Source organism: Nocardia sp. NPDC052001, from assembly GCF_040680615.1.
In the GTDB taxonomy this organism is placed as follows: domain Bacteria; phylum Actinomycetota; class Actinomycetes; order Mycobacteriales; family Mycobacteriaceae; genus Nocardia.
In genome coordinates, this window is sequence record NZ_JBFAXC010000012.1 from 142,497 (window position 1) to 168,278 (window position 25,782).

Consider the following 25,782-nt stretch of genomic DNA (forward strand, 5'->3'; position numbering starts at 1 on the left):
CGGAGATGACGAATTCGCAGGTCGGCACCGGTCGACCTCGCACTCGCTTACTCCGGCCCGCAGCTTCCGCACCTGCTGGGCCTTCGGCGCTCGGACTCATCGAACAGGACTGTGCATGGCCATCAGCTATCTGGAATCCATTGTCGTCGGCGCGCTGCAAGGGGTGAGTGAGCTGTTCCCCATTTCCAGCCTCGGGCACAGCATTCTGCTGCCCGCCTGGATCGGCGGGCAATGGGCGCGGGATTTGGATATGTCCGCCAAGGATTCTCCGTATCTGGCGTTGCTGGTGGCCATGCATGTGGCCACCGCACTGGCGTTGGTGCTCTTCTTCCGGCGGGACTGGGTGCACATCATCGCCGGACTGTGGGATGCGGTCCGCACGCGCCGCATCCGCACACCCGAGGCACGGCTGGGTGTGCTCATCATCGCGGCCACCATCCCGGTGGGGTTGGCCGGATTGGCGCTGGAGAAGACGGTTCGCAACCATCTCGGCGCACCGATCCCGACGTCGATCTTCTTGGCGCTCAACGGGATTGTCCTGCTGTCGGCCGAGAAGCTGCGCAGGCGTCAACCGGAGCTCGCCCAAATGACAGCTCCCACAACGTATTCAGCTGAAATCTCCACAGTCGACACCACGGTGCTGCCGATCGTCGATCCCGACCAGGCGTCCGATACCGAGCTGTCCAAGCTCGGCATGCGTAACGCCGTGCTCATCGGTTCCGCCCAGATCGCGGCTTTGTGCCCGGGTATCAGCCGCTCGGGCTCAACCATCGCAGCAGGACTGTTCAAGGGACTGCGCCACGAGGACGCAGCCCGCTTCGCCTTCCTGCTCGCGACCCCGGTCATCCTGGCCGCCGGTGTCCTCAAGACACCGGAACTGTTCAAGCCCGAAAACCACGACATCCTCGGCCCCGCACTCGCGGGATCGGCGGTAGCCGGTGTGTTGTCCTACATTTCGGTGAAATTCCTGACCGCGTACTTCGAAACCAAGACCCTGACCCCGTTCGCGATCTACAGCCTCATCGCGGGAGTGGGCAGCCTGGCGTACTTCGGACTGCACGGCTGAAGCCCCTGCCGCCGTCGCCGCGCGACACGACCGATCGAGATCGTCATACCGGCTTTGAGCTGGACGTTCTTCGGGCGTATAGCGGATGTTCAGTGGTGTGCCCGAAGTTCTAGGGGTGCGGAACAGCCGCACCCCGGCGGACAGAAAGGCCACCGACTTCGATGGAAAGGGCACAACCAACTACGTCACCGCTCCCGCGAACCGGTGAGCACGAGCTGTGAGCTCATGTGATTTCGCGGTGCTGATCCTGCGGCTGGCGCTGGGCGGCATGCTGGCCGCGCACGGCTACCACAAGATCTTTCTCGGGAACGGTCTCGCTGGTAACGGTCAATGGTTCGAGGAATTGGGAATGCGGCCCGGATGGCTGCATGTGCGATTTGCCGCGGCAAGTGAGATCGCTGCTGGAATCGCCATGGCCGCAGGGTTTCTCACCACACCCGCCGCCGCGATCTTCGTTGCGCTCATGCTCGTCGCGTTCTGGACCGTGCATCGCCGCAACGGATTCTTCGTCATGGCTTCGGGATGGGAATACAACCTCCTCATCGCGACGGCCGCGCTGGCCGTGGCCGGTCTCGGGGCGGGACGGCTGAGCGTCGAGCAACTTCTGTTCGGGCACACGGTGATCCACGGCTGGACCGGAATCGCGGTCGCGTCGGTCCTGGGTATCGCCGGTGGCGCCGGGCAATTGGCGCTGTTCTATCGACCGTCCCGGGGACCGGCGGCATGAGCGTACGGCCTCGACCACTCGCCTGGCGTCTCTTGGTTCCCCACAACCCCTCCGATAGCTGCAAGGACGGCAACTGTGTCTTCTGAAAGCCCGCTGCACCGGCTGACTCACCTCTTCGGTCATCACGAATCGAACACCGAGAATCAAGGAGAAGTAATGAGCAACACCCATGAGCTGCCGAATATCGTGCTCGTGCACGGTGCTTGGGCGGATGGCTCGAGTTGGAACAAGGTGATCGAAATTCTGCAGGCCGAGGGATTCGGCACCGTGGTGGCCAGTCAGCTGGCGCTGCGCAGTTTCGACGACGATGTGGCCACTGTCGTGCGTGATCTCGACCTGCTGGATGGTCCCACGATTCTGGTCGGGCATTCCTACGGTGGTGCGGTGATCAGCCAGGCCGGGGCGGACCGGCCGGACATCGCCGGTCTGGTGTTCGTCGCCGCCTACGCGCCGAAGGCCGGGCAATCCGCGTTCCAGATCAACCAGGAGTTCGGCGTCGAGCTCCCGAGTGGCGCGGACCTGATCAACATCGGTTCGGACACGACCCCGGATTTCCTGATCAACCGGGCTCGATTCCATCAGGACTTCTGCGCCGATCTCAGTGCCGAGCAGGGCGCCGTGCTCGCCGCGGTGCAGAAGCCGACGTCGGTGCTGTCGCTGGCCGGTGCCGGTAACCGGGTGCCCGCGTGGGAAACCCATCGCGCCAACACCTGGTACCAGGTGTCGAGCGACGACGCGATGATCCACCCCGACCTGGAACGGCAGCTCGCGGCACAGATCACCGATGACGAGCGCATCGTCGAACTGGCGACCGGGCACGCCTCCATGGTCAGCAAGCCTGCCGAGATCGCCCGCATCATCCAGCAGGCGGCGCACAACCGTTGATCAGTCCACGCTCCGGCGTCCAACCGAAGTCGGTTCGGGCGCCGGAGCGTAGCGCCGGAGCAGGTCATCACTCGCGCTGAGATATCTTGGGGCTCCGAGTGATTCCGATAGCGCCCGCGCCTCACGCACCAGCTGACGTGCCCGCTCGAGTTCGCCGTGCCCGGCGCACATCGGTGCGAGGTCCAGCAGGGCTGGAATGAGTTCGACGGGCGACTGGGCGGCGCGGAGCAGCGCGACGGCTCGCTCGAGCAGCTCGGCATCGCCGGGAGCGGCTAATGCCATTGCGCGCATTGCCCTTCCGATTGTGACTGGGCTGCCCCATTGCTGCGCGGACGCCAGCTCCGCCGCGGCCAGCTCCCGGGCCTGATCATGGTGCCCGAGTCGCACCAGCTCCAGCGCCGCCGAACTACGCCAGGGAATATGCGCGGGATTGACGATGCCCGTCGCGGTGGTGCGGCGTCCGCATTCCAGGAAAAACATGATCGCCTCCGCGGTCGACCCCCGCGCCGAGCAAAGAAGCCCGCGGATATGGATGACAACGGTCCATTCCCACGTCTCCGTATTGGCGCCCGCGGTACGGCGGTCCAGCCACCGCTCCGCCTCCGCCAGGCGGTCGAGTCCGATCAGCGCGTGCGCGTACTGGGCGACCAGTGTGATCGGCGGCGTGATGAGCTCGTCGTCGATATCGCCGATGATCGGTTCGAGCTCGCGCAGCACGCGCTGGTACGCGCCGCCCCGCAGCAATACCTCGGAACGCAGGATCACGCGATAGGTGTCGATGGTCCCGAAATGTTGGTCTCCGCGCTGTTCGGTGAGGTGCGCGGCAAGCGTGAGATCTCCCGCCCACATAGCCAGGTGCGCCCGCAATCCGAGCAGTTGATTCGGCAGCGGTTCATTCGCCTCCGCGCTGGCGAGCCGTTGCAGCGCCATTCGGGCGTCGATGCGAACGCCGAAGGCATCGGCCCAGGTGAGAATTGCCGCGGAGACTCGATCGAGGTGCTCCCGCGCACGCAGGTCGGCGACCAGAGCGCGCCAGGTCGGCGCGGTGAGAGCGGCCACCATCCACGACGACGCCCGCATCATTCGGGCAGCCGCGGGATCGTAGGATTCGCACTCCGCGACCACCGTGTCGATGAGGGCAACCGCCTGCCGGGCCTCGTACCGCATCGCCATGGTCCAGGCCAACGGGATCAGGGCGGTCGGCGCGACGGCGCGGCTGCGCTGGCTGTGCAGCGCCTCGGTCAGATGCGCGCGAGCGGCGGCCGGATTGGTCCACAGCTGCAGTTGTCCGAGCCGGACCAGCAGATCATCGCGATCATCGGGTGCGCAAATCCGCAGTGTCAGCTCCATATGCCGCACGGCCTCGGGAATCGCGTTGTCCCGCAAGCATTCCTCGGCCGCGTCGATCAGCACCACGGTCCAGCACGCGTAGTGGGGGCCGGACAGATCTCGCAGATAGCGGGCCACCTGCCGTGCCGAATGTCCGGCGCTGCGCGCTTTCGCCGCCGCGGCAGTCCGGAAGTGCGCGGACTCCTCACGGGTATTGAGCCACTGAATCGTGTTGGCGATCAATGGATGCCGGAATCGCGGCGGATCCGCGGTCTCGAACAGACCGATCGCCTGCAGCAATTCGCACCGATGCCGCATATCCGCCACCGGCTCATCGCAGGCCACGGCGAGAATATCGACGGTGGGATCGAATTCGTGCAGGGCACCGAGCGCGCGCAAGGTGTTGGCTCCGGTAACCGAGTAGCGGCCCAGCTGGCGCTTGATCGACCGTGAATAACACCCGTCCGGCAGCCGATCCGGCACCCGGGATTTATCCCGGCAGTGAACCAGGTCGGCAATCAAAGCGCCTGCCATCAAGGGTATTTCGCCGGACGCGCGCTGAACCTGTGCGGCGAGATCCGGTGGGCAGGGCATTCCGGTGCGCCGTTGATACAGACCGGCGACCGCGTGCACGCTCAGTCCCCCGACCCGCAGCACCGCGGCGGCGAGTGGCTCCAACCGGCCGTGCAGATCCAGAGCGTGCTGATCCCAGGGACGCTCGTCGAGCGTCAGGACGATCAATGTACGGGTTCCGCGCAACCAGGGCGCGATGGTGACCAATGCTTGTGCCCCAAGGGCATTCATCCGCGTGGCATCATCGATCAGGATCAGAACGGGTTGGTCGGCGCAGGCTCGCGCGAGGGCGGTGCGCAGCCGGTCGATGAGTGCCCTGTCGCTCTCGCCGCGAGAATCCTCCGGGTCAACGCGGTCACCGAGTTCGCGTAGCAACTCCGCCGGCAGATCGTCATTCTCCGCGACCAGATCGACGCGCAGCGCGTGCGGGTACCGGCGTGCGACTTCGTTGAGCAGCTGAGTCTTTCCGTATCCGGGACGGCCGGCGATCACCACCAGTCCGCCCACGCCCTCGGCCGCGCGCCGCGCGCACGCGGCGATACGGGCCAGCTCCGGATCTCGGTCGAAGACGAGTGGAAGTGCCGAATCATCGCCCGGCAGTACTGAATCACCGCTGCGCACAGTCTGTTTCACGGTCGATACCGACGGTGTGGTGCGAACCAACTCGGTGCCGTCGAGAATCTGTTCCTGCAGTCGCCGCATTTCCGGGCCGGGTTCGACGCCGAGTTGGTCGATGAGCAGCCGCCGGGTTTCGCGATAGACCTCCAGTGCCTCGGAACGGCGGCCACGCTCGGCCAGCGCTCGCATGAGGGTCACCCGGAGTCCTTCGCGCAGCGGATATTCCGTGACCAGCATGCGCAATGTATCGGTGGCCTGATCGACGCGACCACGCAGCACCTCGACTTCCAGGCTGTCCTCGAGGATCGCGAGCCGTCGTTCCGAAAACGCCGCGCGCTGCTGTTCGGCGAACGGGCCCGGGATGCCCGCCATCGGATCACCGGAGAACAGCGCCAGCGCCTCGGCGTAGCGTTGGCCGGAGCGATCCCAATCACGCACGCGACGAGCGCGCGACGCCTCGGCTACCAATCGATCGAGAATGCCGATATCGATCTGCTCATCGTCGATTCGCAGCTGATAGCCGCCATGGCCGGACAGCAATACCGCGGGTGGGGTACGCGGTGGCCGATCGGGCTCCAGAATCCGCCGCAGTGCGGAAATGTACGTCTGGACAACGCCAACGCCGCTGGCCGGCGGCGTCTGGTCGTAGAGTGCGTCGAGCAGGCTGGTGGCCGAAACCCATTGCCGCCGCCGAATCGCGAGCACGGCCAGCACCGCACAACGTTGCGGTGGTCCCAGCGCTTGCCGTTGCCCGTGCCGGCGTACTTCCACGCCGTCGAGCAGCGTCAGCTGGAGCGCACCTTCCTGTCCCATCCGCTGCCTATACCTCTCGCTCTTGCTGCGACCAGAGTAAGCAGCGGAGGGAGCGGACTCCTACTCCGCGATACGGTGGCCGTACCTGCATTTCGACCCGTCCGGTATGTCCATATCTGTGTGGCGTATACGCCGCCATCAGCAGATATGGCAATTTCTGGGCAACCATTCGCGAGCCTGCCGGACATGCGACCGTCGTTCCGCTCAGTGATGCACTTCGCAGTGACCGACAGTCCGAATGGCAGCAGAGGGTTTGGCGTCCGACGCCTTCGCGCAGACGTGCTTCTTGGGCAGCGTGAGTCGCCCGCTGCACCGCCAGCACCGCCGACCAATCGGATGAGCCCTTATAGAGGGATGCGGGCGGAGGTAGCTGTCTCCTCTCCGGCGCAATCGGCTCGCAACGCCTAGCATTCGGGACATGCACCGTGGCAATTGGTTCCGCATCCTGCTCTGCGCGGCCGTGCTCTGTGGTACCAGCGCGTGCATCGGCGCGGTGGACCGCGCGGACTTCGAGGACCGGATTCGTACGCGCGGTGGCGGATTGGTCAGCGCGCTGCCCGAAGCCGCGGTTGCCGCATTGGGTCGGGAGCTCGGGGTGACCGACCCCACCGTGAACGTCATGCTGCTCACCGCGCCGAACTCCAGCGGATTCCGGCTCGTCCTGAACAATCAGCCCGCCCAGGTGACCAGGTTTCTGTCCGGTGGCGACTTCACCGCCCGCGAGCCCACCGTTCGCTTGCGCGTCCGCCCGCCCGGGCCAGCGCGCACGATGGACGACTACTCGTTCACCCTCGGCGATCTCAGTGCCCCGACCCCGGCGCGGGTATCGGCTTTCGATGACCTCGACGCCGAGAATTTCACCATCGGCGAGGTTCCCGGTCTGTCCCGAATCGAAGATATCGTCGACACCGCCCGTACCCGCAGCGGTATCCCCGACGGCCAGGTCACCGCGCTGGTGGTCAGCCGCTTCGGCCGCGACATCCGCATCGTGGCCAACATCGTCTCCGCCCGTTCGGAAGCGGTCGCGGAATTCGACCACACCGGCGCTTTCCTCCGAGCCCAGCAGGTATAGCCGATGCCACGTGTAGTCACAGCCCTTGCGACCGGGTTATTCGTCGGTACCCTGAGCACCGTTGTGCCCGTGGCGATCTGGCCCGGCGAGGCAAAGCTCACCGCACCGCTGTTCTGTTCCTCCAGCACCGAGCCCATGGTCGTCTCGGATACCTTCCATGATTCCGAAGGCACCTCGACCAACTACACCCTGTACTGCGTCGGTGACCATGGCGCCCTCACCAATGAGGGGTTCGTGCTCCCCATGCTGGTCATGCTCACCGCGCATGTGCTGATCGTGACGGTCCTGGCGCTGCTTGCCATGACGTTCACCCGGACGGCAGCGCCTGTACAGGATGCACCCGCTCCCCCGCCGCCCTCGGAGCCGCTTCCCCACAACGGAGTTCAGGACTACTTCGAACACTGACGGCGGCACGCCTCGGCAAAGTCAGGATCTGCGGGAGATGAACATGATGTATTGGCAGGGCGCGCCGGTGTGGTTGGCGAAGCCGTGGGCGGTGTCCGCCTGAAGGAAGAGCGAGTCGCCGGCGTTCAGGGTTTCGGTGATTCCGCCGATCAGGACCGTGAGGGTGCCGTCGAGCACCATGAGCTGCTTCTCCGTGCCCGCCGGATTCGCGGGCAGCAGTCCGGTGGAGATCTGTGCGGGGAGGTAGTGGACGATCATCTCGGCTCCGGCCGCACCGGGAGCCGCCGAGACCATATGCCGCTCGAAACCTGTTTCCGGATCACGGAATACGGCGCGTTCATGCTTGCGCATGACGACCGCTACCCCGGGCGCGGCAGCCGGTCCGCCGATCAGGTCCGAGAGTGATGCGTCGAGCGCCTGGGCGATCTTCGACGCGACGCCGATCGTCGGACTCTTCTCTCCGCGTTCGACTTTCGACAGCATCGCCCGGCTGACCGACGACCGAGTGGACAGCTGTTCCAGGGTCAGGCCCGCCGCCTCACGGCGTCGCCGCACATTGCCGCCGAACACCTCGGCCCGCTCGTCATCGTGCGGAGGTTCAGCCGCGTTGTCGTCTCGCTCGGTCACCGTGCTCCTCGATCGATGGGTGCGTTCGCCGCCCACAGTGTAGATTTCTTCTAAAGAAGATACAGTCTTCTATTGAAGACATGCGATATGCGCCAACCTGATGGAGTTTCCATGCGTTTGATCTCGAGTGGCCGGCACCATGCCCGATTCGAATTCGGTGAGCTGCAGGTGATCTCGTTGCGAGACGGGTACATCGATATGCCACCGACCCGGCTCCGCGACGAGCAAGGGCGCACACTCCCCGTATTGCCGGTCGCCGTGCCGCTGGTGGGCGGCAACCTGCGGCTATCGGTCAACGCCTTCTACGTCACCGACGGCACGCGGTCGGTTCTCATCGATACCGGGGCTTCCGACAATTGGCACGATCCCACCATGGGGTTGATCTACACCGCGCTCGACGAAGCGGGCGTCGACCGCTCCCAGATCACCGATGTGGCCATTACTCACAACCACGAAGACCATGTGAGCGGGCTGATCACACCGGACGGTTCGGAGGCGTTCGCCAAACTCGAGCGCGTGTGGATCGGCGCGGGCGACGCCGCGGTATTCACCGGCCGCCTCGATCCGTTGCGCGACCGAGTCGTGCCCGTAGCGCAGCGGATCGCGATCAACGACTGGACCACCGCCATCCCGACGCCGGGCCACACACCCGGCCACACGGTCTACGAAATCGCGAGCAGCGCAGGCCATCTCCTCATCTGGGGCGACACCGTGCATGTCCCGACGCTCCAGTTCGACCAGCCGGAGGTGTCCTGGGAATTCGACAGCGACCAAGCCAAAGCCCGAGTCGCGCGAGCAGCCCTGCTCGAACGGCTTTCCCTACCAAATCATTTCGTGGCCGGTGCCCATCTCGACTCTCCCGGCATCGCCCGCGTAACCCCTTCCGGCACAAGCTATACCCTGCAATACCTCGCGCCCCGAATCGAATGATCGAATCACCCCCTATTTCCGATGCGGGACCTCTCCGCAGTGACCTGTGACTCGCGCTTCTACCCGACTAACAGACCTCGTCCGACACCAACACGGAGGTCCGCCCAACCTCGCGTCAACCGCGCATTGCGTGAGCGGATAGCTAACGGTGAACCAGCGGGGCGACGGCGACGGCGACCGTGGCCCAAGAACATTCATGCCGCGGATGTGCGAGCGTTGCTATGTTGAGACGTGATCACTTGTGTCGTCGAGTACGTCATAGACGCCGGGAAGATCGATGCCTTCGAATGCTTCGCGAAACGGTGGATGGAATTGGTCGAGCGCCATGGTGGCACACACCACGGCTACTTCCTTCCTGCCGAGGGTGCGAGCGACAAAGCCCTGGCGCTGTTCAGCTTCTCCAGCCTCGCCGCTTACGAGACCTACCGTGCGAATTTCGGCATCGACCCCGACTTCGTCGAAGCCGATCGCATCAGAGATGAAAGCGGCTGTGTGCTTCGTTATGAGCGAACCTTTATGCGCCCGCTGCTCCCCGGAAACACCGGCGGTTGAGCGACCCGCGGCATCAGCCGACCATTGGCACGGTCCGCAGGCATGCGGTCTTCCCGGAGCTAGCGATGTCAGTCCAGTCTTCAACACGCACAATTCAGTGCACACTTGTACACTGAATTGATGGTGGAGTCGATGAGCCAGCGGCGGGCTGAGATCCGGGCGCTCGCGCGTCTAGCGGGCGATGAACTGGGCGGTGCGGTCGACGGGATCGCGACCACGCACCGCGCCGTCAGCGATCATGTTTTCGCGGCCGTGTCGTGGGGTGTCGGCCCGGCCGCGAAGCCGTTCAAGGTGGTGCACGACGCCATCACCTCCGGGGTATATCGAATGGTCAGTGGTGGCGCGGTCGCGGCCGGATCAGTGGCCGAACTCGCGGCGGAGGTTTCCGCGCTTCCCACACCCTCGCGCACCGTATACGGCTCCGGCCTGATCGCCGCGCTTCAGGGTCTGATCGGCGACAGTCTCGAGCAGGAGCGGCCGATCCTGGCCTCGCCCATGACTTTTCGCGTCGACGGCGAGCCTGTCGGCGCCGATGAAATCGGCGCGGTGGTGGGGAATCCGCGCCCGCGGATCGTGGTTTTCCTCCACGGGCTGGTAGAGACCGAGCATGCATGGCGGCTCGGTGGGAGACCGAGTTACGCCGAGCGACTCGACTCCGATCTCGACCGCACGACCCTCATGGTGCGCTACAACAGCGGCTTGCACATCGCCGACAACGCCCGCCAACTCGACACGCTCCTAGGCGAACTTGTCGCGAACTGGCCGGTCGAGGTCGAGGAGATCGCCCTGGTCTGTCATTCGATGGGCGGTCTGATCGCACGCGGCGCGTGCCACCGAGCCGACTCCGAACAGCGGGGCTGGGTACGGCGAGTCCGCCAGATCGTCTGCCTGGGTTCACCACATCTGGGCGCGCCGCTGGAACAGATGGCACACCATCTTTCCGCAGCCCTGAACCAGGTGCCCGAGACGCGCCCGTTCGCCCGGCTGCTGCGTCGGCGCAGTGCCGGAATACGCGATCTGCGGCAGGGCTCGCTGGTGGATGAGGACTGGCAGGACCTCGACGCGGATGCGCTGCGGCTCAAGGCTATTCAAGAGGTTCCGCTGCTGCCCGGCGCCGACCACTACTTCGTCACGGCGTCCATCACCCGCAGTCCACGGCACCCGCTGGGCCGCATCATCGGCGACGGATTGGTGCTACCCAGCAGCGGCTCCGGACGAAACCGTGCCCGCCGCATCGGATTCGACGACGCCAACGGCCTACATTTGCCCGGCGCAAACCATTTCAGCCTGCTCAACCATGAGAGCGTCTACAACGCGCTCCTGAACTGGCTCGATGGCAAGCCGGCGTCCGAGACCGCGCCCACCTTCGGTCACTCGGTGCCGACCGCCTCGCGCAGTACGCGGAATTCTGCCGCGAGAGCGTCGAGTGTGTAGTGGGCGTTGAGCCCGCTGGGATTGGGCAGTACCCATACCGCGGTCTCACCGACCCGCTCGTGTTGGGGGCCGACAGTGGTGCGCGGACGACCGAAAGCGGTGCGGTAAGCACCGATTCCGAGCACAGCCAGTACCCGGGGCTGATACCGTTCGACCCGCTCGACCAGAGCACGCCCGCCGACACGCAACTCTTCGGCGGTCAGCTCGTCTGCCTTGGCGGTCGTGCGCGGAGCCACATTCGTGATTCCCAAGCCCAGCCCGAGCAGCTCATGCTGTTCGCTCGGCTGCAACAGCCGTGGCGTGAAGCCGGACCGATGTAGTGCGGGCCAGAACCGATTTCCCGGACGAGCGAAGTGAATTCCGGTGGCCCCGGACCACAGACCCGGATTGATGCCACAGAACAACACCCGCAAGCCGGGCCCGATCACATCGGGAATCGTCTTGTCCTGCGCCGCGGCCAGATCCGCGGGCGACGGCCGAGCTGACGAACCAGAACCCATTCGCCCAGTCTGCCGGGTGCCCGGCTGAGCACCTGCCCCAGGGGGCGTCGTTCTCGGGCTGACCAATCAGCCCCGGGGCACGGGCATCAAAGCCTGGCGATGATCTCGTGTGCGACAGCCGTGGTGCCCGCGAGATTCGGGTGGACGCTGCCCGCGACACCGGCCAGACCTCCCGGTGCGGTCAGCGGATCGAGCAGGCCGTTAACCCACGGAGTGGTTGAGCACGCGGAATGCGCGTCGGCGTCGGGCACAGCGATCGCTGTCGCACCGGTCCGGCGGGCCGCACGTTCGGTCGCACTCACGAGCCCGTCGTAGGTTCGCCGGATGTCGGCGGCCTGCGAGGCGGACATCGTCAACGCCGGACATGTTGCGCCACTGGGATTCAGCGCGGGCAAGTACTGCACCAGCATCACGCTCGCCTGCGGCGCCCGCTCTTCGATGGCGCGCACCACGGCAACAATGGAGCTCTCGACCGCATCGAAGTCGCCCTGCGTATGCGGCTTCGTACCGGCCGCTGTTTCGCAAAAGGCGGGAACGCTCTCGAGCAATCGCGCACACGCACTCGCCTTGATCATCGAACCCGCCAGCCCGAGATCGTTCCCACCGATGGTGACGCTCACCAGCTGAGTGCGTTCGGTGACGGCCTCCACCTGCACGGGTGCGGCCCTGCCGCCGGCCAGCGACTGCGGCGTACGCAAAATATTCGCCGTGGTCGCACCGGCACAGGTGACATCAACCAACTCCAACCCCACCGCAGCCGCGACCTGATGCGGATAGTTGTGCCCCGACCGCGCACAACCAACATCCACCATGTCGGGCAACCCCGGTCCCGAGGCATAGGAACTTCCGAGGGCTACGTACCGAGCACCCTCCGCAACCTCTCGCGCACTCCCGGATCCGGGGCACAACATCACTACCGTGGCGACCGCGGCACCGGCGGTAAGCATCGTGCGTGCGAGCACGGCAGTCTCCTTCGTCGGTTCACGGTATGACACAGCCGAACTCGGTGAAATATGACAACAACCCGCACGCGAGCATCGAGCAGTCAAGGGCGGAGGCTGATCCTACGGGAAGCATTCATACACCGAGTGCGACGCCGCGCGACCTGTACTAAACAACAGCCCCACCCCGCCCAGCCCCTCGAGTCAGGGTGCGGACATGACAGTGCGGGCAGACTCGAAGCCGATACCGACCGCGCCTCGGGAGGGCCGATTGCCGCAAAGAACGTTCAGCGTTTACGGGCCCGGGCTTGCCTGGTGAGTTCGGTAATCCGCACAGGTCGATGCGAACCGTTCAGTTCAGCCACCAGCTCATCGGGGCACAACTCGTACAGGTCACCCCACCAGCGGGAGGCTTTGTTGTCCCAGACGCGGTAGCCCCCGGACACGCCGCGTGCGACGTACCGCCGTCGACCCATAATCGAATTCTACTGGCGCAAAACACTTTTGAGACAACTCGATCGAGGAGCTCTGCACCTCAGCTCCGTTGGCACCCGCCCGACCGGCTAGTCGGAGTCGGTGGATTCGATTCTGATCGGGACCGAGCAGGTGGCGGAGCCGACGGCGAAGGTGACGGCTGACGGTTCGGGGGAAGCGTTTTCGGCGGCCTTCAGTTCGATGTACAGCTCCTGGTTCGAGGCGGAGTCGATGGTGACGGCGTCGAAGGACAGGGTGTCTGCGCGGGAGTCGGTGCCTGCCGGGTAGGTGGCCCCGGTGTTGTCCGTCAGCTCGCTGCGGCTGAAGGTCAGACCTGATTCGGGACCGAGGCCGATGACGACTCGGGCCGTGCCCGTTCCGGCGTCGCCGTCGCCGAGGGCCTCCACGCTCACACCCGCACGTATCGGCTCGCCACCGGGCACCACGGTGAGCTGTTCCGAGCTGGGGGTGATCGTGAATGGGTGGTCGATCTCGCCGGTGAGGCCGCTCGTGCCCATGTTGTGCTCCTGACCTGGTTCATTCGATGGACAACGGTCGAATACCCCGGGGCGGGTGTCCTATTCAGGAGCATCACCCGATCGGTGTCCTCAACTCGAAGTGCCGACGTTCCCCGGCGGTACTCCCGCCCCGGTTTCGTGTCATCTCCAATTCGTCGGCAAGATATGTGCCATGGCCCACTCCAATCCCATCAGCGCATGGAAATCGCTTCGCGAAGGAAACGAGCGATTCGTCAACGGTGAACTGCTGCACCCCGGCCAGGGCGCCGCGGACCGCGCGAAACTCGCAGGCGGACAGCAGCCTTCGGTAATCCTGTTCGGATGCGGCGACTCCCGCGTCGCGGCGGAGATCATCTTCGACCGCGGCCTCGGCGATATGTTCGTCGTCCGCACCGCGGGGCATGTCGTGGACAGTTCCGTACTGGGTTCGATCGAATACGGCGTTCAGGTGCTCGGCGTACCGCTGATCGTGGTGCTGGGCCACGACAGCTGCGGTGCGGTGCGGGCGACCATCGACGCCCTCGACAATGGTGCGGTGCCAGGCGGTTTCATCCGGAGCATTGTCGAGCGTGTCACCCCGTCCATCCTGCTCGGCCGCCGCGAGGGACTCACCACCGTCGACGAACTCGAAGGTCGCCACGTCGAGGAAACAGCCCGTCAACTCCTGCAGCGCTCGACTCTCATCTCACAGCGCGTCATGGCGGGCGAATGCGCGATCGCTTGCGTCACATACAATCTCGCCGACGGGCAGGCCAAGTTGAACAGCGTGTTCGGCAATATCGGCGAAACCGTCTAACTCAGCGGCGGTAGCGCGCCATCCGCTGGAGCCGCCGGGGAACACCGCTCACAGCAGCACCGGATCGACGGTGCCGGCCCCGGCACGGACTCGAAATCGTTCAACAACCTGATGATCGACATCATGGCGCAGACACACTTTTTCACTACGTGGTCTCCTGGACTACTGGTCAGCGGGCTCGAGCAGCAAGAACATCAGAACAGCCACGCCGACAGCGAACTTCGCGGTCAGGTAGAGCAGGACCGGTAGTCCGAGTACACCTGACGGCAGGTCGGCATCCAACATCGTCGAGCTCACTTCCCGCCCGTGGACGCTGCCGACGGTCGCTGTGGTGAGCACGAACATGGCGAGCGTCCCGCCCAGGATCCCGATGCGTCGCGGCTTCGCACCGGCCGCCGTGGTCAGGATCGAATAGGCCAGCACATAAACGAGAATCGATCCGGCCACCACGGCGATGGCGGATGGATTGGCAACGGCGTCGAGATGGATGGATCGCATCGACTTCTCCACGCGTCACACCAGCGTCCGACCGCCGTCAACGCACAGCACCTGGCCGGTGATGAACGACGCCCGTGGGGATGCGAGAAACAATGCCGGGCCGACCACGTCGGCAGGGTGCCCGAGCCGACCGGCCGGAACCATCGCCGTCAACAGCCTGCGCACACCCGGTCTGGCTAAGAAGCCGCTGTTCATCGATGTCTCGGTGTATCCCGGGGCGATGGCATTGACGGTGACGCCGTACTCCGCGAGCTCACGAGCCAAAACCCGCATCAACTGATTGAGACCCCCCTTCGCGGCCGCGTAGTGCCCTTGTTCGAGGTCGGCGAGCTTGGATGACACCGACGAGAAGAACACCATGCTGCCGCTTCCGGACGCGCTCATCAGGCGGGCGGCGGCGCGGCCACACCAGAAGGCCGTGGACAGATTCAGGGTGATGACTCGCTCCCATGCCTCATCGGGCAGCTGCATGATGGGTCGGCGATCGTTGACACCGAGCGCGTGGATGACGGTGTCGAGTCCGTCGAGCATGTCGGCGGCCGCGCGAACCGTCGCATCGCACGCGTACGACGAATTCAACTCACACTGGATGACTTCGAGGTCGCCCGCGGCCAGCTCAGGTTCGGCTCGAAGAGATTGCAGCCGTTGGGAGTTCGCATCGACCACGACCACGCGCGCACCGGCGGAGATGAGGCCGCGCACACACGGCGCGCCCATCGCGCCCGCTCCGATCACCAGCACCCGGGCGTTCGTCAAACCCAGCCAATCCATTCGCAATTCTCACTCTCTGCCTGAAGGAGCGCCCTCGTCCGAGCGCACACGCGCACACGGCGCGGTAGAAGGACGCCGAGAAACTAGCTGAACATTAGTTCAACTATCTCGACGTGAGATAGTCTGACAGATGTTCAGCTACTTCGCCACCATCCTTCGATAAACGCACTCTCACCGGCGCGGGACAGGAGAATCGCAGATGCCATCGACGGTGGACGGGCGCCGGGCACGCGGCGATCTGCGGCGCGGCAAACTTCTGGACGCCGGATTGCGAGTTGTCGAGCGTGACGGTGTAGCAGCTCTCACCCACCGGTCGGTCGCGAAGGAAGCAAATCTGGCCGCGACAGCGGGCACCTACTATTTTCCGACTGTCGACGATCTGCTGGTCGCGGTCATCGACGCCGGTATCCGGCGCTTCGCCGCGGAGATCGCCGCCGCACTGGCCCCCGAACCGTCGGTGCGCGCCTACGCGGAGTTCGCCGCGCGGTACGCGCGGGATCACCCGGGACGATTGATCGCCGAGTACGAGCTCTATACGCTCGCCGCCAGACGACCGGAACTCAGGTCGGCGGCGCTGAGCTTCAACGCCATGCTGCACGACATAGTCGCGAACTGGAGCAGCGACGAAGCCGCGCGCGGTGCCGCATTGACGGCTGTGGACGGGCTCTTCATTCAGACACTGCTGGGCAGACCGCCGAGCGCCGACATGATCGAGCAGATGCTCGAGCGCGCCCTCGGCCGACACTGACCTCGACGACCCGTGTGGCGCCGGTGGGTTATGGTGGCGGGGTGAATTCTCCGGAGGCATCCAGAAGGTAGCCGCTCGGCCTGTGGGCCGGGCGGCGTTGTGAGAGTGTTCCCACCCGGTCGGTGATCGACTGTGTCGGTGGGTGTCTCGCGATGCCGGATGTCGTTCTCGCGGTCGGGTGGTCGTTCATCTGATCCGCGCTCATCTGAAGTGCCGCGAAAAATGTTGCGGTGCTCTGTGTCCGGGGAGTTCTTCTATGCCCATTGTGGTGTTCGTTTTGGCCGCTGCGGTTTTCGCGCAGGGTACGTCCGAGTTCATGGTGTCGGGGTTGTTGGAGTTGATCGCGGCGGATGTGGGGGTATCGCTCGGGGCGGCCGGGTTGCTGACTTCGCTGTTCGCGGGCGGCATGGTCGCGGGTGCGCCGGTGATGGCGATGGTGACGGAGCGGTTGTCCGTAAGGTATTCGGTCACAGCGTTTTTGGGGCTCTTCTGCGTCGCGCATGTGGTGGGTGCGGTGACGGACGAATTCGCGGTGCTGTTGGTGACCAGGGTGGTCGCGGCGGTCGCCAATGCGGGATTCTTGGCGGTCGTGCTGGCGGCGTTGCCGGGGCTGGTGGGGTCGGCGATGGTGGGGAGGGCGACCTCGGTGGTGGTGTCCGGGGTGACGGTCGCGTGCATCGCCGGTGTGCCCGCGGGGGCGCTGCTGGGGCAGGTTTGGGGTTGGCGGTCTGCGTTCTGGGCGGTTGCCATATTGAGTGCGGCGGCACTGGCTCCGGTGTGGATGATGCTTGGTCATGTTGTGCGCCAAAGTGATTCGCCGGGACAGCCGGTACGGCGCGAATGGCTGGTGCTCAGGCAACGGGCGGTTCTGATTCCTGTCGTGGCAGGGATTCTGGTGAATGCCGCGACCTTCGCCGGATTCACCTATCTGGGCACCATCACGAACGGCATCGCCGGGGGTGATCGGTGGGTTCCGGTGGTACTGGCCCTGTTCGGCATCGGCTCATTCCTCGGGGTGATGGTCATCGGTCGCTTCGGCGACGATCATCAGCCTCGGATCATCCGCACCGGAACGATCACACTCACCGGGGTCTGGATGCTAGCCGCCGTTCTCGCGCACACACTGATCGGAGTATCGGTCCTGTCGATTGTGCTGGGCGCGTTCGCATTCGGTGTGGGCTCGACATTGATCGCGACGATTGTGCGGACCGCCGCGCCTGTCGCTCCGCGTATCGCCGGGGCGCTGGCGACCACCGCGTTGAACATCGGTGCGGTCCTCGGGCCGGTCGCCGCCGGTCCGCTCGTCGACCGGACCGGTCATCCGACCACGGCCCTGTGGTGCGGGGCCGCATTCACCGCCGTCGCGGCGGGTGTCGCGCTACTGGGTCATCAGCGGCGTGACTCCCGCCCGGCCGAACGGGTGCGTGCCGACCGCTCTATCTAGCGGTGCTCGCGCGAGCGGGGTCGTGGCTGTCGGTGAAGCTCAGCAACCGCGGGATGATCTCCTCCGGGTTCGCCCACAGCAGGTCATGCCCGACACCGGGGCAGATCTCGACCTCCGCTCGCGGGAGGCCGGTACGGGCACTTGGGACCGCGACCTCCAGATCGTTGACGACGGTCTCGGCCCCGAACAGCACCAGGGTCGGGACCGTGATCGCCGCCAATTGGGCGTCGGTGAACTGGCGGTCCCACGGGGTTCCCATGCGGAACTTCATGATTGCCATGGCGGCCGCGAATTCCTCCTCGGAGGGTTCGTAGCCGGGCATCAGCCATTTGTTGAGTTTGCGCATGCGTTCCGGTGTCGGGCGCATGCCCATCACGATGAACTTGAACAGCACGCTCCAGCGCGGTTTGGCGAAGGTCGCGGCGCTGGGCTCGAGCATGGTCAGAGTGGCCAGGCGCTCGCAGCGGTAGGTCGCGATCGTTCCGGCTACCCACGCGCCCAAGGAATTTCCGACCAGGTGCACGCGCTCCTCGCCCAGCCCGTCGAGCACCTCCCCCATCCAGGTCGCGATATCTTCCGCCGTGCGCAATGGCGCGGTCTGCTCCCACCGGCCCGCCCAGCCGATGACATCCGGGGTGTACACGACGTGGTCCCGTGCCAGGTCGGCAATGAACCGCGACCACACCAGACCGTTGCCGCCGATACCCGGCAGCAGCATTATCGGCACGCCGTCCCCGGTGCCGGATTTGCGCACGCGCGTCTTGCCGAACGATGTTTCGACGTCGATCGCTGTCGAGTCCACCGGCCATTTCGCTTCGACGCGCTCATAGAGGCCCAGGAAGGTCGCCTTGGCTTCCTCGCTGGTGAATCGCCCGATCTTCGGCATCGTCTCTCCCCTTCCTCCGCTTTACGGTACGACCATATCACGTTAAATGGTATGCATGTACCACTTAAGCGGAAGCGGGCACCTACCGTCGCGGGCCGGGGACACATTCGAGCAGCAGGAACAGCGGTCGAGTGAAATGCTCGTTCCACCAAGGGTTTTCCGCGCGCTGCGCCGGACTCGGATGCGGCTCCCGCAACCCTGTCACCACGAATCCGGCACCGGTGACCATGGCGATGTAATCCTCGAGCGAGTGGAACTGTTGTACCGACGCCGCCGGTGAACGGCGGTCCGCGACCTGAAAATGCTGTTCGACGGTGCGAACGCCGAAGTACGCGTCGAGGTCGAACGCGTTCGCGGCGGAGCGCTCGGAGCGCGCGGCGTAGAAGCACGGGTGCATACTCAGCAGGATCAACCGCCCGGTCGGGGTCAGCACCCGGGCGAATTCATGAAACCGCTTCTGCGGGAACGCGATTCCATGCGGAAGCCGATTCGCCACGACCAGATCGACACTGTCGTCGGGCAGCGGAAGTGCTGCCACATCGGCGTGGTGGAAGGTCGCCGATTCCTCCTGATGCTCGGGATGATCCCCTGCGGCAGTGATGAATTCGGCGCAGGTGTCCACCCCGTGCACATGCCGCGCACCGCGCGCGGTCAACGCCCGCGACAGTTGCCCTTCCCCACACCCGGCATCGAGAATCCGCTGCCCGCTCGGATCACCGATCACCTCGAGCAGGGCGGGGTCGGTGAGCTGGGTTTGGAAAGGATCGAGCCCCTCGCGGACGATACCGATCCAAAAGTCCGCGTTCCGCGCGTACGCTCGCGAAACCTGTTCATCGCCAAGCACGATTCCACTCCCCTCATTGGTCCGCACCGGGGAGCGCGGAGGTCACGGCCTATTCGTAGTCATCCCAGTCGATCAGCCGTTCATACGCGGCCAAGCCGGTCAAGGCAACCGAGTCGTCCCGGTAGTCCTTTTTGGCTTGATCCAGGAATTCCCTGACCTCCTCGAAATGCTGGCTGCCATAGTCGCCGGGGTAGCGCTGCGCGGGCTCGGACGGTGGAGCCCAGCGCAGCCCGTGCGCGGCGACGAAATCATTGATCGCGGTGAGCTGGTGCAGGGGCACAGCCAATTCCGTCAGCCGGTCCGCATAGATTTCAGCGGCTGCCGAAGCCCGACCGAACACTCCGTGAAACTGTTGCTCCAGCGACCGATCCGACGCCGGTGCGCCATCGACAATGGCATCCCACACGGGCTGAGCAATCAACGCGAAGGCAATGACATCACCATCCAAAACCGTTGACGCGGCATAGAAGTCATCCACAAAGCTCAAATGCGTGCGCTCGATGAGCTGCAACAACCCCTCGATATCGACATCCGCGCCGAACTCCTCACCGTCATTGACCTGATTCTCGGCGAAGAACCTGCCCGCACGATGCCGCTCGACGAAATATCGCACGATCAGCTCGGTATTGAGATCCTCCTCCACCCCGTCGATCCCGCCGAGCCGGTCGTACGTACCCGCGATCCCCAGCGCAATCGGCCGATACTCCGCATCCCGCCGTCGCAGGACAACCGCTGTGGCATCAACCGGCCCCAGACTGACGCCGGTGATCATGCAATTGCAGTCATAGAAACCCACTGTGCTCAAACCATTTCCGTGTGATGGTGATCTCCGGCCGGTTCGCGCAAGGCTCCCCGACGGCTGCCCACTGTACCGACCAGCGATTTCGTTAGGTTGCGTAACGGGATGGCGGGTATAGCGATGGACCACTTGGGAAACACGCAGCAGTGGAAGGGGTTTCGGAGTTATGGGTGCAGCGATGTCGAAGGGGATCTTGGTTTCCGCACTGGGCGCGGCGCTCGTGCTTACCGGATGCGGTACCAGTTCCACCGATACGGGAACGAGTTCGGGTAATGGCGACGGCGTGGTGACATCCTCCGCCACAACCACTTCTGCGGCAGGGACGGAGACCGGTGGCGGAGTGCCCACGGCGGCATCGGAATCCGCCAAGGCCACGCCTGCCACGACCACGGCGAAGGCGGAAACGCCTGCCGCGATGTGGAATCCGTGTGGGATCGCCGATGCCGATATCGCGCGGCTGGGGTTCCGGGCGGACAGCAAGCAGGTGGTCGAAGGGTCCGCCGGTGAACCGAGTTGCCGCTGGCAGTCGACTTCGGGCAAGTCGGAGGTGACCATCGTGTCCAGTCGGCAGACACTGCAAGACCTGCAGAACTCCGGACGGTACACGGGTTTCACCCCGGTGCGGGCGGCCGGTCACGATGCCTACCAGTACCGCGCGGCACAGGACACGAACAAGACCGGATGCTACGTCAGTTTCGCGGTAGCGAGTGGTCAGGCCATGTTCGTCACACGGAACCTGAAGTCCGATGCGCCCGAGCCGTGCGCGGCGACGGTGCAGGTCGTGGACGGGCTGACCGGATATCTGAACTGAGCCTGGCGGTTCAGTTTCCGAGGCGCTGTGCAAGCGAGACGATAATGCCTTCGGGGCCGCGCACATACGCCATGCGCCAGCTGCCTTCGAATTCGCCGATGCCGCCGACCAGGGAGTAGCCGTCCGCGATGACATGCTCCACCGCGGCCTGCAAATCCTTGACCTCGAAGGCGACGTTGCGCAGGCCCAGCTCGTTGGCGGGTGCCGATGCGGAGCCCGGAAGGTGTTGCGGGCGTGTGAAACTGGATAGCTCCAGGGTTGTTCCACCGCCGGGCGCTCGCAACATGACGATTTCGGTGGCGGCGCCGGTGGTGCCGATCACGGTATCCAGGAACTCACCTTCGACGGCCATTTTGCCGTCCGCTTCGAGGCCGAGGCCGACGAAGAACGCCGTCACCGCATCGATGTCGGCGACGGTGATGCCGATGTGGTCGAAGCGCTGAATGAAGCTCATCAGAATCTCCTGCGGTACTCGAGGCGGTATCACCAGACCGTAGCATGCCGAGTTCCCTAAGGGAACTCTAAATAGCAGACGCCGTGCTCCGCCGCAGGATGGCGTGTGCCCATTCGGCGTGGGCGAGTAATTCGCTGTCGTGGCCGGAGGGGCGGGAGAGCAGGAGTCCGCAGGGCTGACCGGACGATGCCGCCGTGATCGGGAGGGTGATGCCGCACGCGCCGAGATAGCTCAGGGCCATGGTGGTGCGCAAGGTGGATGCGTTCGCGGCGTCGTAGCGCAGCGGGTCCGCGAGATCGGACAGGAGCGGGGGTGCGTGGCGCACGGTGGGGCACAGCAGGGTCGCGCCATCGAGTTCGGCGGCGAAGTCGGCACGTAATGCGCACATGGCGGCGTAGACCGGGACGAGGGAATCGGCTGTGTGCGCATTGCTTTCGAGGCGGCGGCGGGTCGCGGGCTCGATCGGCAAGGTGGAGTCGAGACGGTGGTGATGCAGGCGGTGCGCTTCGGCGCCGACGATGGTGCCGTGGCTGTCCATCAGTTTCTGCGCCATGTCCAGCGATGGAATGGCGCGGATGCGGATATCCACTGCGGCACCGCGTATTTCGGTAATGATGTCCTGGAATCCGGCGGCGATCTCAGGACTGAGGTCCTCGGCCCATTCCCCGGTGGGGATGACGAACCGGTGGGATCGTGGCGAGTCGGCGGGTTCCACGGGGGCGAAGACGCGGTCCAACGCGATGATATCGCGCACGGTGGTCGCGAACAGGCCGATGCTGTCGAGAGTGGGCGAGAGCGGGGCGAAGTCGTTGGGGCCGTAGCGGCCCGGGGTGGCGCGGTAACCGATGATGCCGCAGTACGCGGCGGGGACTCGGACCGATCCGGAGGTGTCGGTGCCGACCGCGAGGGGGACGATGCCGCGCGCTACCGCGACTGCCGAGCCCGACGAGGAGCCACCCGGAACCCGGTCCGGGGCAACTGGATTGATCGGAGTGCCGAAGTACTGGTTCACCCCGAGACCGGAGAAGGCGAATTCGCTGAGGTTGGTTTTGCCGAGGGTGATCAGGCCGCTGTCGTGGGCACGGCGGACCAGGTGACTGTCGACGGCCGCCGGAGCGTCGTGCAGGTGACTGGCCGAGCCAGCGGTGGTGACGGTGCCTTGAATGTCGAAGACGTCTTTCCAGGCGATCGGGATTCCGTCGAGGTCACCGCGTGACGCGCTGCGGGCGCGGCGGCGATCGGCGGCTTCGGCCTGGTAGCGGGCGCGGTGCGCGGTGAGGGCGAGCAGGACCGCGGTCGATTCCGGTTGCCGCGCACGGTCGATGGCCGCGGCTGTCAGCTGAGCAGAGGTTGTGTCACCCGCTGCGAGCGCCCGGGTCATGGATGTGGCGGTGGTCATACAGCGGAACCATACTGAGCATTATTCCCGGCGCGGGATGGTGAAACATCCATGCTCTGAGCCAAACACTGTGTACTCATCCATATCCGAGCGGCCTCGGATTCGGTTGACTGACTCCCATGACATTGCTGAGCTATCCGGAGCCGGTGACCATACCGGCCGGGCGAGCCCGATCGGTGGTCGTGCGGGCCGGGCAACGCGTGCGGATCACCGATATCGACGGCGGCCAGGTGGGTGATGTGTTCGCCTACAACGCGGACGATCTCACCGAGTACCACAGCGCCTCACATACCCGTACGCATACGGCGCGGCTGTTTCCCGCACTCGGGGAATCGTTCGTGACCAATCGGCGGCGGCCGATCCTGACCTATATCGATGACACCTCCCCCGGTGTGCACGACATGCTGATCGCCGCGTGCGATCCGGAACGCTATGCGGCATACGGGGATCCGGATCACGCCAGCTGCGCGGACAACCTGACGCGGGCACTCATCGAGCTGGGATACGCGGCGCCGCCGGTCATTCCGCAGCCGATCAATGTCTTCATGCGCATTCCGGTCGCGGCGGACGAGAGTCTGACCTGGCTCGAGGCCGCCACCGCGCCCGGCGACGCCATCACCTTCCGCGCCGAAATGGATTGCCTGGTGGTGGTTTCCGCATGCCCCCAAGACCACAACCCCATCAACGGCGCTCGACCCACACCACTGGCGATGACCGTGCTGCCCACCGATACCGAGGAGAAGCGATGACCACGACCGAACTCACCCATCCCGCACTCGCGCCGACCGGCCTGGACACATTGGAACTGCGCAACCGCTTCGCCGTCGCGCCGATGACGCGGATCTCCGCGACCCCCGACGGCACGCCCACCGAGCAGATGGCCGAGTACTACCGTGCCTACGCCGCAGGTGGATTCGGGCTGATCATCACCGAGGGGATCTATCCCGACGCCGCCCACAGCCAGGGCTACTTCAACCAGCCCGGCCTGGTCACCGAGGAGCACATCGCCGGTTGGCGCGCGGTGGTCGACGCCGTGCACGCCGAAGGGTCGCCGATCGTCGCCCAGCTCATGCACGCCGGGGCGATCTCCCAGGGCAATCAGCGGGGATTCGAGACCATCGGCCCGTCCGCGGTGGCACCGCGCGGGCAGATGATGGTCGACTACGGCGGTGTCGGCGGTGCGTGGAGCGCACCCCGGGAGATGACCGCCGAGGATATCGAGCAGGTCGTCGCCGGATTCGTCACCGCGGCGCGGAACGCGCGTGCGGCCGGATTCGACGGTGTCGAAATCCATGGGGCCAACGGCTATCTGCTCGATCAGTTCCTCACCGACTACACCAATGAGCGCACCGATGAATACGGCGGTTCGGTCGAGAACCGCATTCGGCTCACCGTGCGGGTGCTGCACGCGATCCGCGAGGAGCTGGGCGACTTCCCTGTCGGCGTGCGGCTGTCGCAGACCAAGGTCAACGATTTCGTCTACCGCTGGCCCGGCGGCGAGGATGACGCGCGCATCATCTTCGCCGCCTTGCGCGACGCGAGCTACCTGCATATCGCCAGCGAGGGCCGCAATTTCCTGGAGACCGCCAAACTCGCCAGCGGCACCACCGTGACCAAGCTGGCGCGCGAAGTGTCCGGACGCCCGGTGATCGCCAATGGCGGCATGCACAATCTGCCGCAGGCCGCCGATGTGCTCAATGGCGGGCACGCGGACGTGCTGTCGCTGGGCACCGGCGCGCTCGCGAATCCGGATCTGCCGCGTCGGGTCGAGACCGGGTCCGAATTGGCCGCATTCGATCATGAGATGCTGCATCCCATGGCAAACCTGGACTCCACCGCGGCGTGGCGGGAACGCGTCGGCGAATGAGCACCCCCACCTGGACCCGTGGCGCGGCCGCGGTGGCGACGCTGACCTTCGACGTGGATGCGGAAACCCCCATCCTCGCCGAGGGCCGGCGCTACGCCGAACAGCCGATGGTCATGTCGCATCAGTCCTACGGACCCGATGTGGGCGTGCCGCGCATTCTCGACCTGCTCGACGAGATGAGCATCCCCGCAACATTTTTCGTCCCCGGCTGGGTCGCCGAACAGCGGCCCGGCCTGGCCGCCACGATCGTCGAGCGCGGGCATGAGGTCGCGCACCACTCCTACAGCCACCGCGCGCCTACTTCGCTGCCGCCGGGGGCCGAGCGCGCCGATTTCGAACGCGCGATGGATGTGTTCACCGCACAGGGCATCGAAATCACCGGGCATCGCGCCGCCATGTGGAGCGCCAGCCTCGAAACCCACTCCCTGGTAAGGGAATACGGCCTGAACTACGACTCGTCGCTGATGGGTGATGACCGTCCGTACCACGTGGACACCCCCCACGGCCCGGTCGTGGAACTGCCCGTGCACTGGTCCCTCGACGATTGGGAGCAGTACGCCTACCTGCCCGAACCGCGCATCGGCTCGGTCATCGAATCCCCGGTCAAGGTGGAGGAAATGTGGCGCGCCGAACTCGACGGCATGCGCCACTACCACTGCCTGTTCAACGTGTGCATGCACCCATTCCTCACCGGCCGCCCGGGACGAATGCTGGCCCTACGCAACCTGATCGCATACGCACAAGAGTGCGGCGACGTCACCTTCGCGCGCTGCCGAGATGTGGCGGAATGGGCACGTGAGGACGCCGATACCCCGATCCGCCCCCTACCGGCCTACGACATCGACGAATCCGTCTATCCGCACTAGGGCGTGTCGATGTGAGTGAGGTCTCCGGCAAGTCCCCGCAACCCAGCTCACGGCGTGGTGGTGCGATTCGGCGACAAGGTGGTGTACGCCGAGGTTCCCAGTGTCAGCACCCGGACCGATGGGGAAAATTGTGAG

At 65.3% G+C, this 25,782-nt stretch carries 28 protein-coding genes; 15 read left to right on the forward strand and 13 right to left on the reverse strand.

Annotation, left to right across the window (positions count from 1 at the left end):
• Nucleotides 1-109 precede the first annotated feature (109 nt).
• The 3 genes from AB0L82_RS36710 (at nucleotide 110) to AB0L82_RS36720 (ending at nucleotide 2,678) form a co-directional block, all read left to right on the forward strand.
• A complete protein-coding gene (locus AB0L82_RS36710) occupies nucleotides 110-1,066 on the forward strand; it encodes an undecaprenyl-diphosphate phosphatase (RefSeq protein ID WP_364647573.1) in 957 nt (318 codons plus the stop codon).
• Between the two features lie 217 nt (nucleotides 1,067-1,283).
• Nucleotides 1,284-1,793, forward strand: a complete 510-nt coding sequence (locus AB0L82_RS36715; protein WP_364647449.1) for a DoxX family protein — start codon at nucleotides 1,284-1,286, stop codon at nucleotides 1,791-1,793.
• A gap of 156 nt (nucleotides 1,794-1,949) precedes the next feature.
• Nucleotides 1,950-2,678: an alpha/beta hydrolase gene (locus AB0L82_RS36720; protein ID WP_364647451.1), complete on the forward strand. Its 729-nt coding sequence runs from the start codon at nucleotides 1,950-1,952 to the stop codon at nucleotides 2,676-2,678.
• On the opposite strand, the gene AB0L82_RS36725 is transcribed toward AB0L82_RS36720, so the two are convergent.
• Nucleotides 2,679-6,011: a BTAD domain-containing putative transcriptional regulator gene (locus tag AB0L82_RS36725; protein ID WP_364647454.1), complete on the reverse strand. Its 3,333-nt coding sequence runs from the start codon at nucleotides 6,009-6,011 to the stop codon at nucleotides 2,679-2,681.
• A gap of 418 nt (nucleotides 6,012-6,429) precedes the next feature.
• On the opposite strand from AB0L82_RS36725, the gene AB0L82_RS36730 reads away from it, so the two are divergent.
• Nucleotides 6,430-7,083 carry a hypothetical protein gene (locus AB0L82_RS36730; protein WP_364647457.1) on the forward strand — a complete coding sequence of 218 codons (654 nt, stop codon included), beginning with the start codon at nucleotides 6,430-6,432 and terminating at the stop codon, nucleotides 7,081-7,083.
• A gap of 69 nt (nucleotides 7,084-7,152) precedes the next feature.
• Nucleotides 7,153-7,488: a hypothetical protein gene (locus AB0L82_RS36735; protein WP_364647460.1), complete on the forward strand. Its 336-nt coding sequence runs from the start codon at nucleotides 7,153-7,155 to the stop codon at nucleotides 7,486-7,488.
• A gap of 21 nt (nucleotides 7,489-7,509) precedes the next feature.
• Here the strand turns inward: AB0L82_RS36735 and AB0L82_RS36740 are convergent, their stop codons facing one another.
• Nucleotides 7,510-8,115 carry an XRE family transcriptional regulator gene (locus AB0L82_RS36740; protein ID WP_364647462.1) on the reverse strand — a complete coding sequence of 202 codons (606 nt, stop codon included), beginning with the start codon at nucleotides 8,113-8,115 and terminating at the stop codon, nucleotides 7,510-7,512.
• A gap of 111 nt (nucleotides 8,116-8,226) precedes the next feature.
• Here AB0L82_RS36740 and AB0L82_RS36745 point away from each other — a divergent pair, with 111 nt between their 5' ends.
• From AB0L82_RS36745 to AB0L82_RS36755, 3 genes are all read left to right on the forward strand, one after another.
• Entirely contained in the window at nucleotides 8,227-9,045 is an 819-nt protein-coding gene (locus AB0L82_RS36745) for an MBL fold metallo-hydrolase (protein WP_364647465.1), read from the forward strand.
• A gap of 231 nt (nucleotides 9,046-9,276) precedes the next feature.
• Entirely contained in the window at nucleotides 9,277-9,597 is a 321-nt protein-coding gene (locus AB0L82_RS36750; protein WP_364647468.1) for an NIPSNAP family protein, read from the forward strand.
• A 120-nt stretch (nucleotides 9,598-9,717) separates the two neighbouring features.
• Complete coding sequence (locus AB0L82_RS36755) at nucleotides 9,718-11,031, forward strand: alpha/beta hydrolase (protein ID WP_364647471.1); 1,314 nt, start codon at nucleotides 9,718-9,720, stop codon at nucleotides 11,029-11,031.
• On the opposite strand, the gene mug is transcribed toward AB0L82_RS36755, so the two are convergent.
• From mug to AB0L82_RS36775, 4 genes are all read right to left on the reverse strand, one after another.
• Entirely contained in the window at nucleotides 10,968-11,531 is a 564-nt protein-coding gene (mug, locus tag AB0L82_RS36760; RefSeq protein WP_364647474.1) for a G/U mismatch-specific DNA glycosylase, read from the reverse strand. The genes AB0L82_RS36755 and mug overlap by 64 nt on opposite strands.
• An 86-nt stretch (nucleotides 11,532-11,617) precedes the next feature.
• Entirely contained in the window at nucleotides 11,618-12,478 is an 861-nt protein-coding gene (locus tag AB0L82_RS36765; RefSeq protein WP_364647576.1) for an SGNH/GDSL hydrolase family protein, read from the reverse strand.
• A gap of 281 nt (nucleotides 12,479-12,759) precedes the next feature.
• Nucleotides 12,760-12,948, reverse strand: coding sequence for a hypothetical protein (locus AB0L82_RS36770; protein WP_364647477.1), 189 nt, complete (start codon nucleotides 12,946-12,948; stop codon nucleotides 12,760-12,762).
• Nucleotides 12,949-13,035: 87 nt separating this feature from the next.
• Nucleotides 13,036-13,464, reverse strand: coding sequence for a hypothetical protein (locus AB0L82_RS36775; RefSeq protein ID WP_364647479.1), 429 nt, complete (start codon nucleotides 13,462-13,464; stop codon nucleotides 13,036-13,038).
• A 172-nt stretch (nucleotides 13,465-13,636) separates the two neighbouring features.
• Between AB0L82_RS36775 and AB0L82_RS36780 the strand changes: the two genes are divergently transcribed.
• Nucleotides 13,637-14,260: a carbonic anhydrase gene (locus AB0L82_RS36780; protein ID WP_364647482.1), complete on the forward strand. Its 624-nt coding sequence runs from the start codon at nucleotides 13,637-13,639 to the stop codon at nucleotides 14,258-14,260.
• Between the two features lie 162 nt (nucleotides 14,261-14,422).
• On the opposite strand, the gene AB0L82_RS36785 is transcribed toward AB0L82_RS36780, so the two are convergent.
• Nucleotides 14,423-14,770 carry a hypothetical protein gene (locus AB0L82_RS36785; RefSeq protein WP_364647485.1) on the reverse strand — a complete coding sequence of 116 codons (348 nt, stop codon included), beginning with the start codon at nucleotides 14,768-14,770 and terminating at the stop codon, nucleotides 14,423-14,425.
• A 3-nt stretch (nucleotides 14,771-14,773) separates the two neighbouring features.
• A complete protein-coding gene (locus AB0L82_RS36790) occupies nucleotides 14,774-15,529 on the reverse strand; it encodes an SDR family NAD(P)-dependent oxidoreductase (protein ID WP_364647488.1) in 756 nt (251 codons plus the stop codon).
• Between the two features lie 199 nt (nucleotides 15,530-15,728).
• Here AB0L82_RS36790 and AB0L82_RS36795 point away from each other — a divergent pair, with 199 nt between their 5' ends.
• Together AB0L82_RS36795 and AB0L82_RS36800 are read left to right on the forward strand one after the other, a co-directional pair.
• Nucleotides 15,729-16,277, forward strand: coding sequence for a TetR family transcriptional regulator (locus AB0L82_RS36795; RefSeq protein WP_364647491.1), 549 nt, complete (start codon nucleotides 15,729-15,731; stop codon nucleotides 16,275-16,277).
• A gap of 256 nt (nucleotides 16,278-16,533) precedes the next feature.
• Nucleotides 16,534-17,721, forward strand: a complete 1,188-nt coding sequence (locus tag AB0L82_RS36800; protein ID WP_364647494.1) for a Cmx/CmrA family chloramphenicol efflux MFS transporter — start codon at nucleotides 16,534-16,536, stop codon at nucleotides 17,719-17,721.
• Here the strand turns inward: AB0L82_RS36800 and AB0L82_RS36805 are convergent.
• From AB0L82_RS36805 to AB0L82_RS36815, 3 genes are all read right to left on the reverse strand, one after another.
• On the reverse strand, nucleotides 17,714-18,607 hold the full coding sequence (locus tag AB0L82_RS36805) for an alpha/beta hydrolase (RefSeq protein WP_364647497.1): 894 nt from the start codon (nucleotides 18,605-18,607) through the stop codon (nucleotides 17,714-17,716). The two genes, AB0L82_RS36800 and AB0L82_RS36805, sit on opposite strands and share 8 nt — an antisense overlap.
• An 82-nt stretch (nucleotides 18,608-18,689) precedes the next feature.
• Nucleotides 18,690-19,451: a class I SAM-dependent methyltransferase gene (locus AB0L82_RS36810; protein ID WP_364647500.1), complete on the reverse strand. Its 762-nt coding sequence runs from the start codon at nucleotides 19,449-19,451 to the stop codon at nucleotides 18,690-18,692.
• A gap of 49 nt (nucleotides 19,452-19,500) precedes the next feature.
• Nucleotides 19,501-20,247, reverse strand: a complete 747-nt coding sequence (locus tag AB0L82_RS36815; protein WP_364647503.1) for a hypothetical protein — start codon at nucleotides 20,245-20,247, stop codon at nucleotides 19,501-19,503.
• A gap of 181 nt (nucleotides 20,248-20,428) precedes the next feature.
• Between AB0L82_RS36815 and AB0L82_RS36820 the strand changes: the two genes are divergently transcribed.
• Nucleotides 20,429-21,061, forward strand: coding sequence for a DUF3558 domain-containing protein (locus tag AB0L82_RS36820; RefSeq protein WP_364647506.1), 633 nt, complete (start codon nucleotides 20,429-20,431; stop codon nucleotides 21,059-21,061).
• A gap of 10 nt (nucleotides 21,062-21,071) precedes the next feature.
• On the opposite strand, the gene AB0L82_RS36825 is transcribed toward AB0L82_RS36820, so the two are convergent.
• Nucleotides 21,072-21,515 carry a VOC family protein gene (locus AB0L82_RS36825; RefSeq protein ID WP_364647509.1) on the reverse strand — a complete coding sequence of 148 codons (444 nt, stop codon included), beginning with the start codon at nucleotides 21,513-21,515 and terminating at the stop codon, nucleotides 21,072-21,074.
• A gap of 67 nt (nucleotides 21,516-21,582) precedes the next feature.
• Nucleotides 21,583-22,914 (reverse strand): amidase family protein, encoded by a 1,332-nt coding sequence (locus AB0L82_RS36830; protein ID WP_364647512.1) that lies wholly within the window; start codon nucleotides 22,912-22,914, stop codon nucleotides 21,583-21,585.
• A 119-nt stretch (nucleotides 22,915-23,033) separates the two neighbouring features.
• Between AB0L82_RS36830 and AB0L82_RS36835 the strand changes: the two genes are divergently transcribed.
• The 3 genes from AB0L82_RS36835 to AB0L82_RS36845 are packed head-to-tail and all read left to right on the forward strand — an operon-like array spanning nucleotide 23,034 to nucleotide 25,647.
• Nucleotides 23,034-23,663 (forward strand): urea carboxylase-associated family protein, encoded by a 630-nt coding sequence (locus AB0L82_RS36835; RefSeq protein ID WP_364647515.1) that lies wholly within the window; start codon nucleotides 23,034-23,036, stop codon nucleotides 23,661-23,663.
• Complete coding sequence (locus AB0L82_RS36840; RefSeq protein WP_364647518.1) at nucleotides 23,660-24,781, forward strand: NADH:flavin oxidoreductase; 1,122 nt, start codon at nucleotides 23,660-23,662, stop codon at nucleotides 24,779-24,781. Before AB0L82_RS36835 ends, AB0L82_RS36840 begins: the two co-directional genes overlap by 4 nt.
• Nucleotides 24,778-25,647, forward strand: a complete 870-nt coding sequence (locus tag AB0L82_RS36845; protein WP_364647521.1) for a polysaccharide deacetylase — start codon at nucleotides 24,778-24,780, stop codon at nucleotides 25,645-25,647. Before AB0L82_RS36840 ends, AB0L82_RS36845 begins: the two co-directional genes overlap by 4 nt.
• The last annotated feature ends 135 nt before the right edge of the window (nucleotides 25,648-25,782 follow it).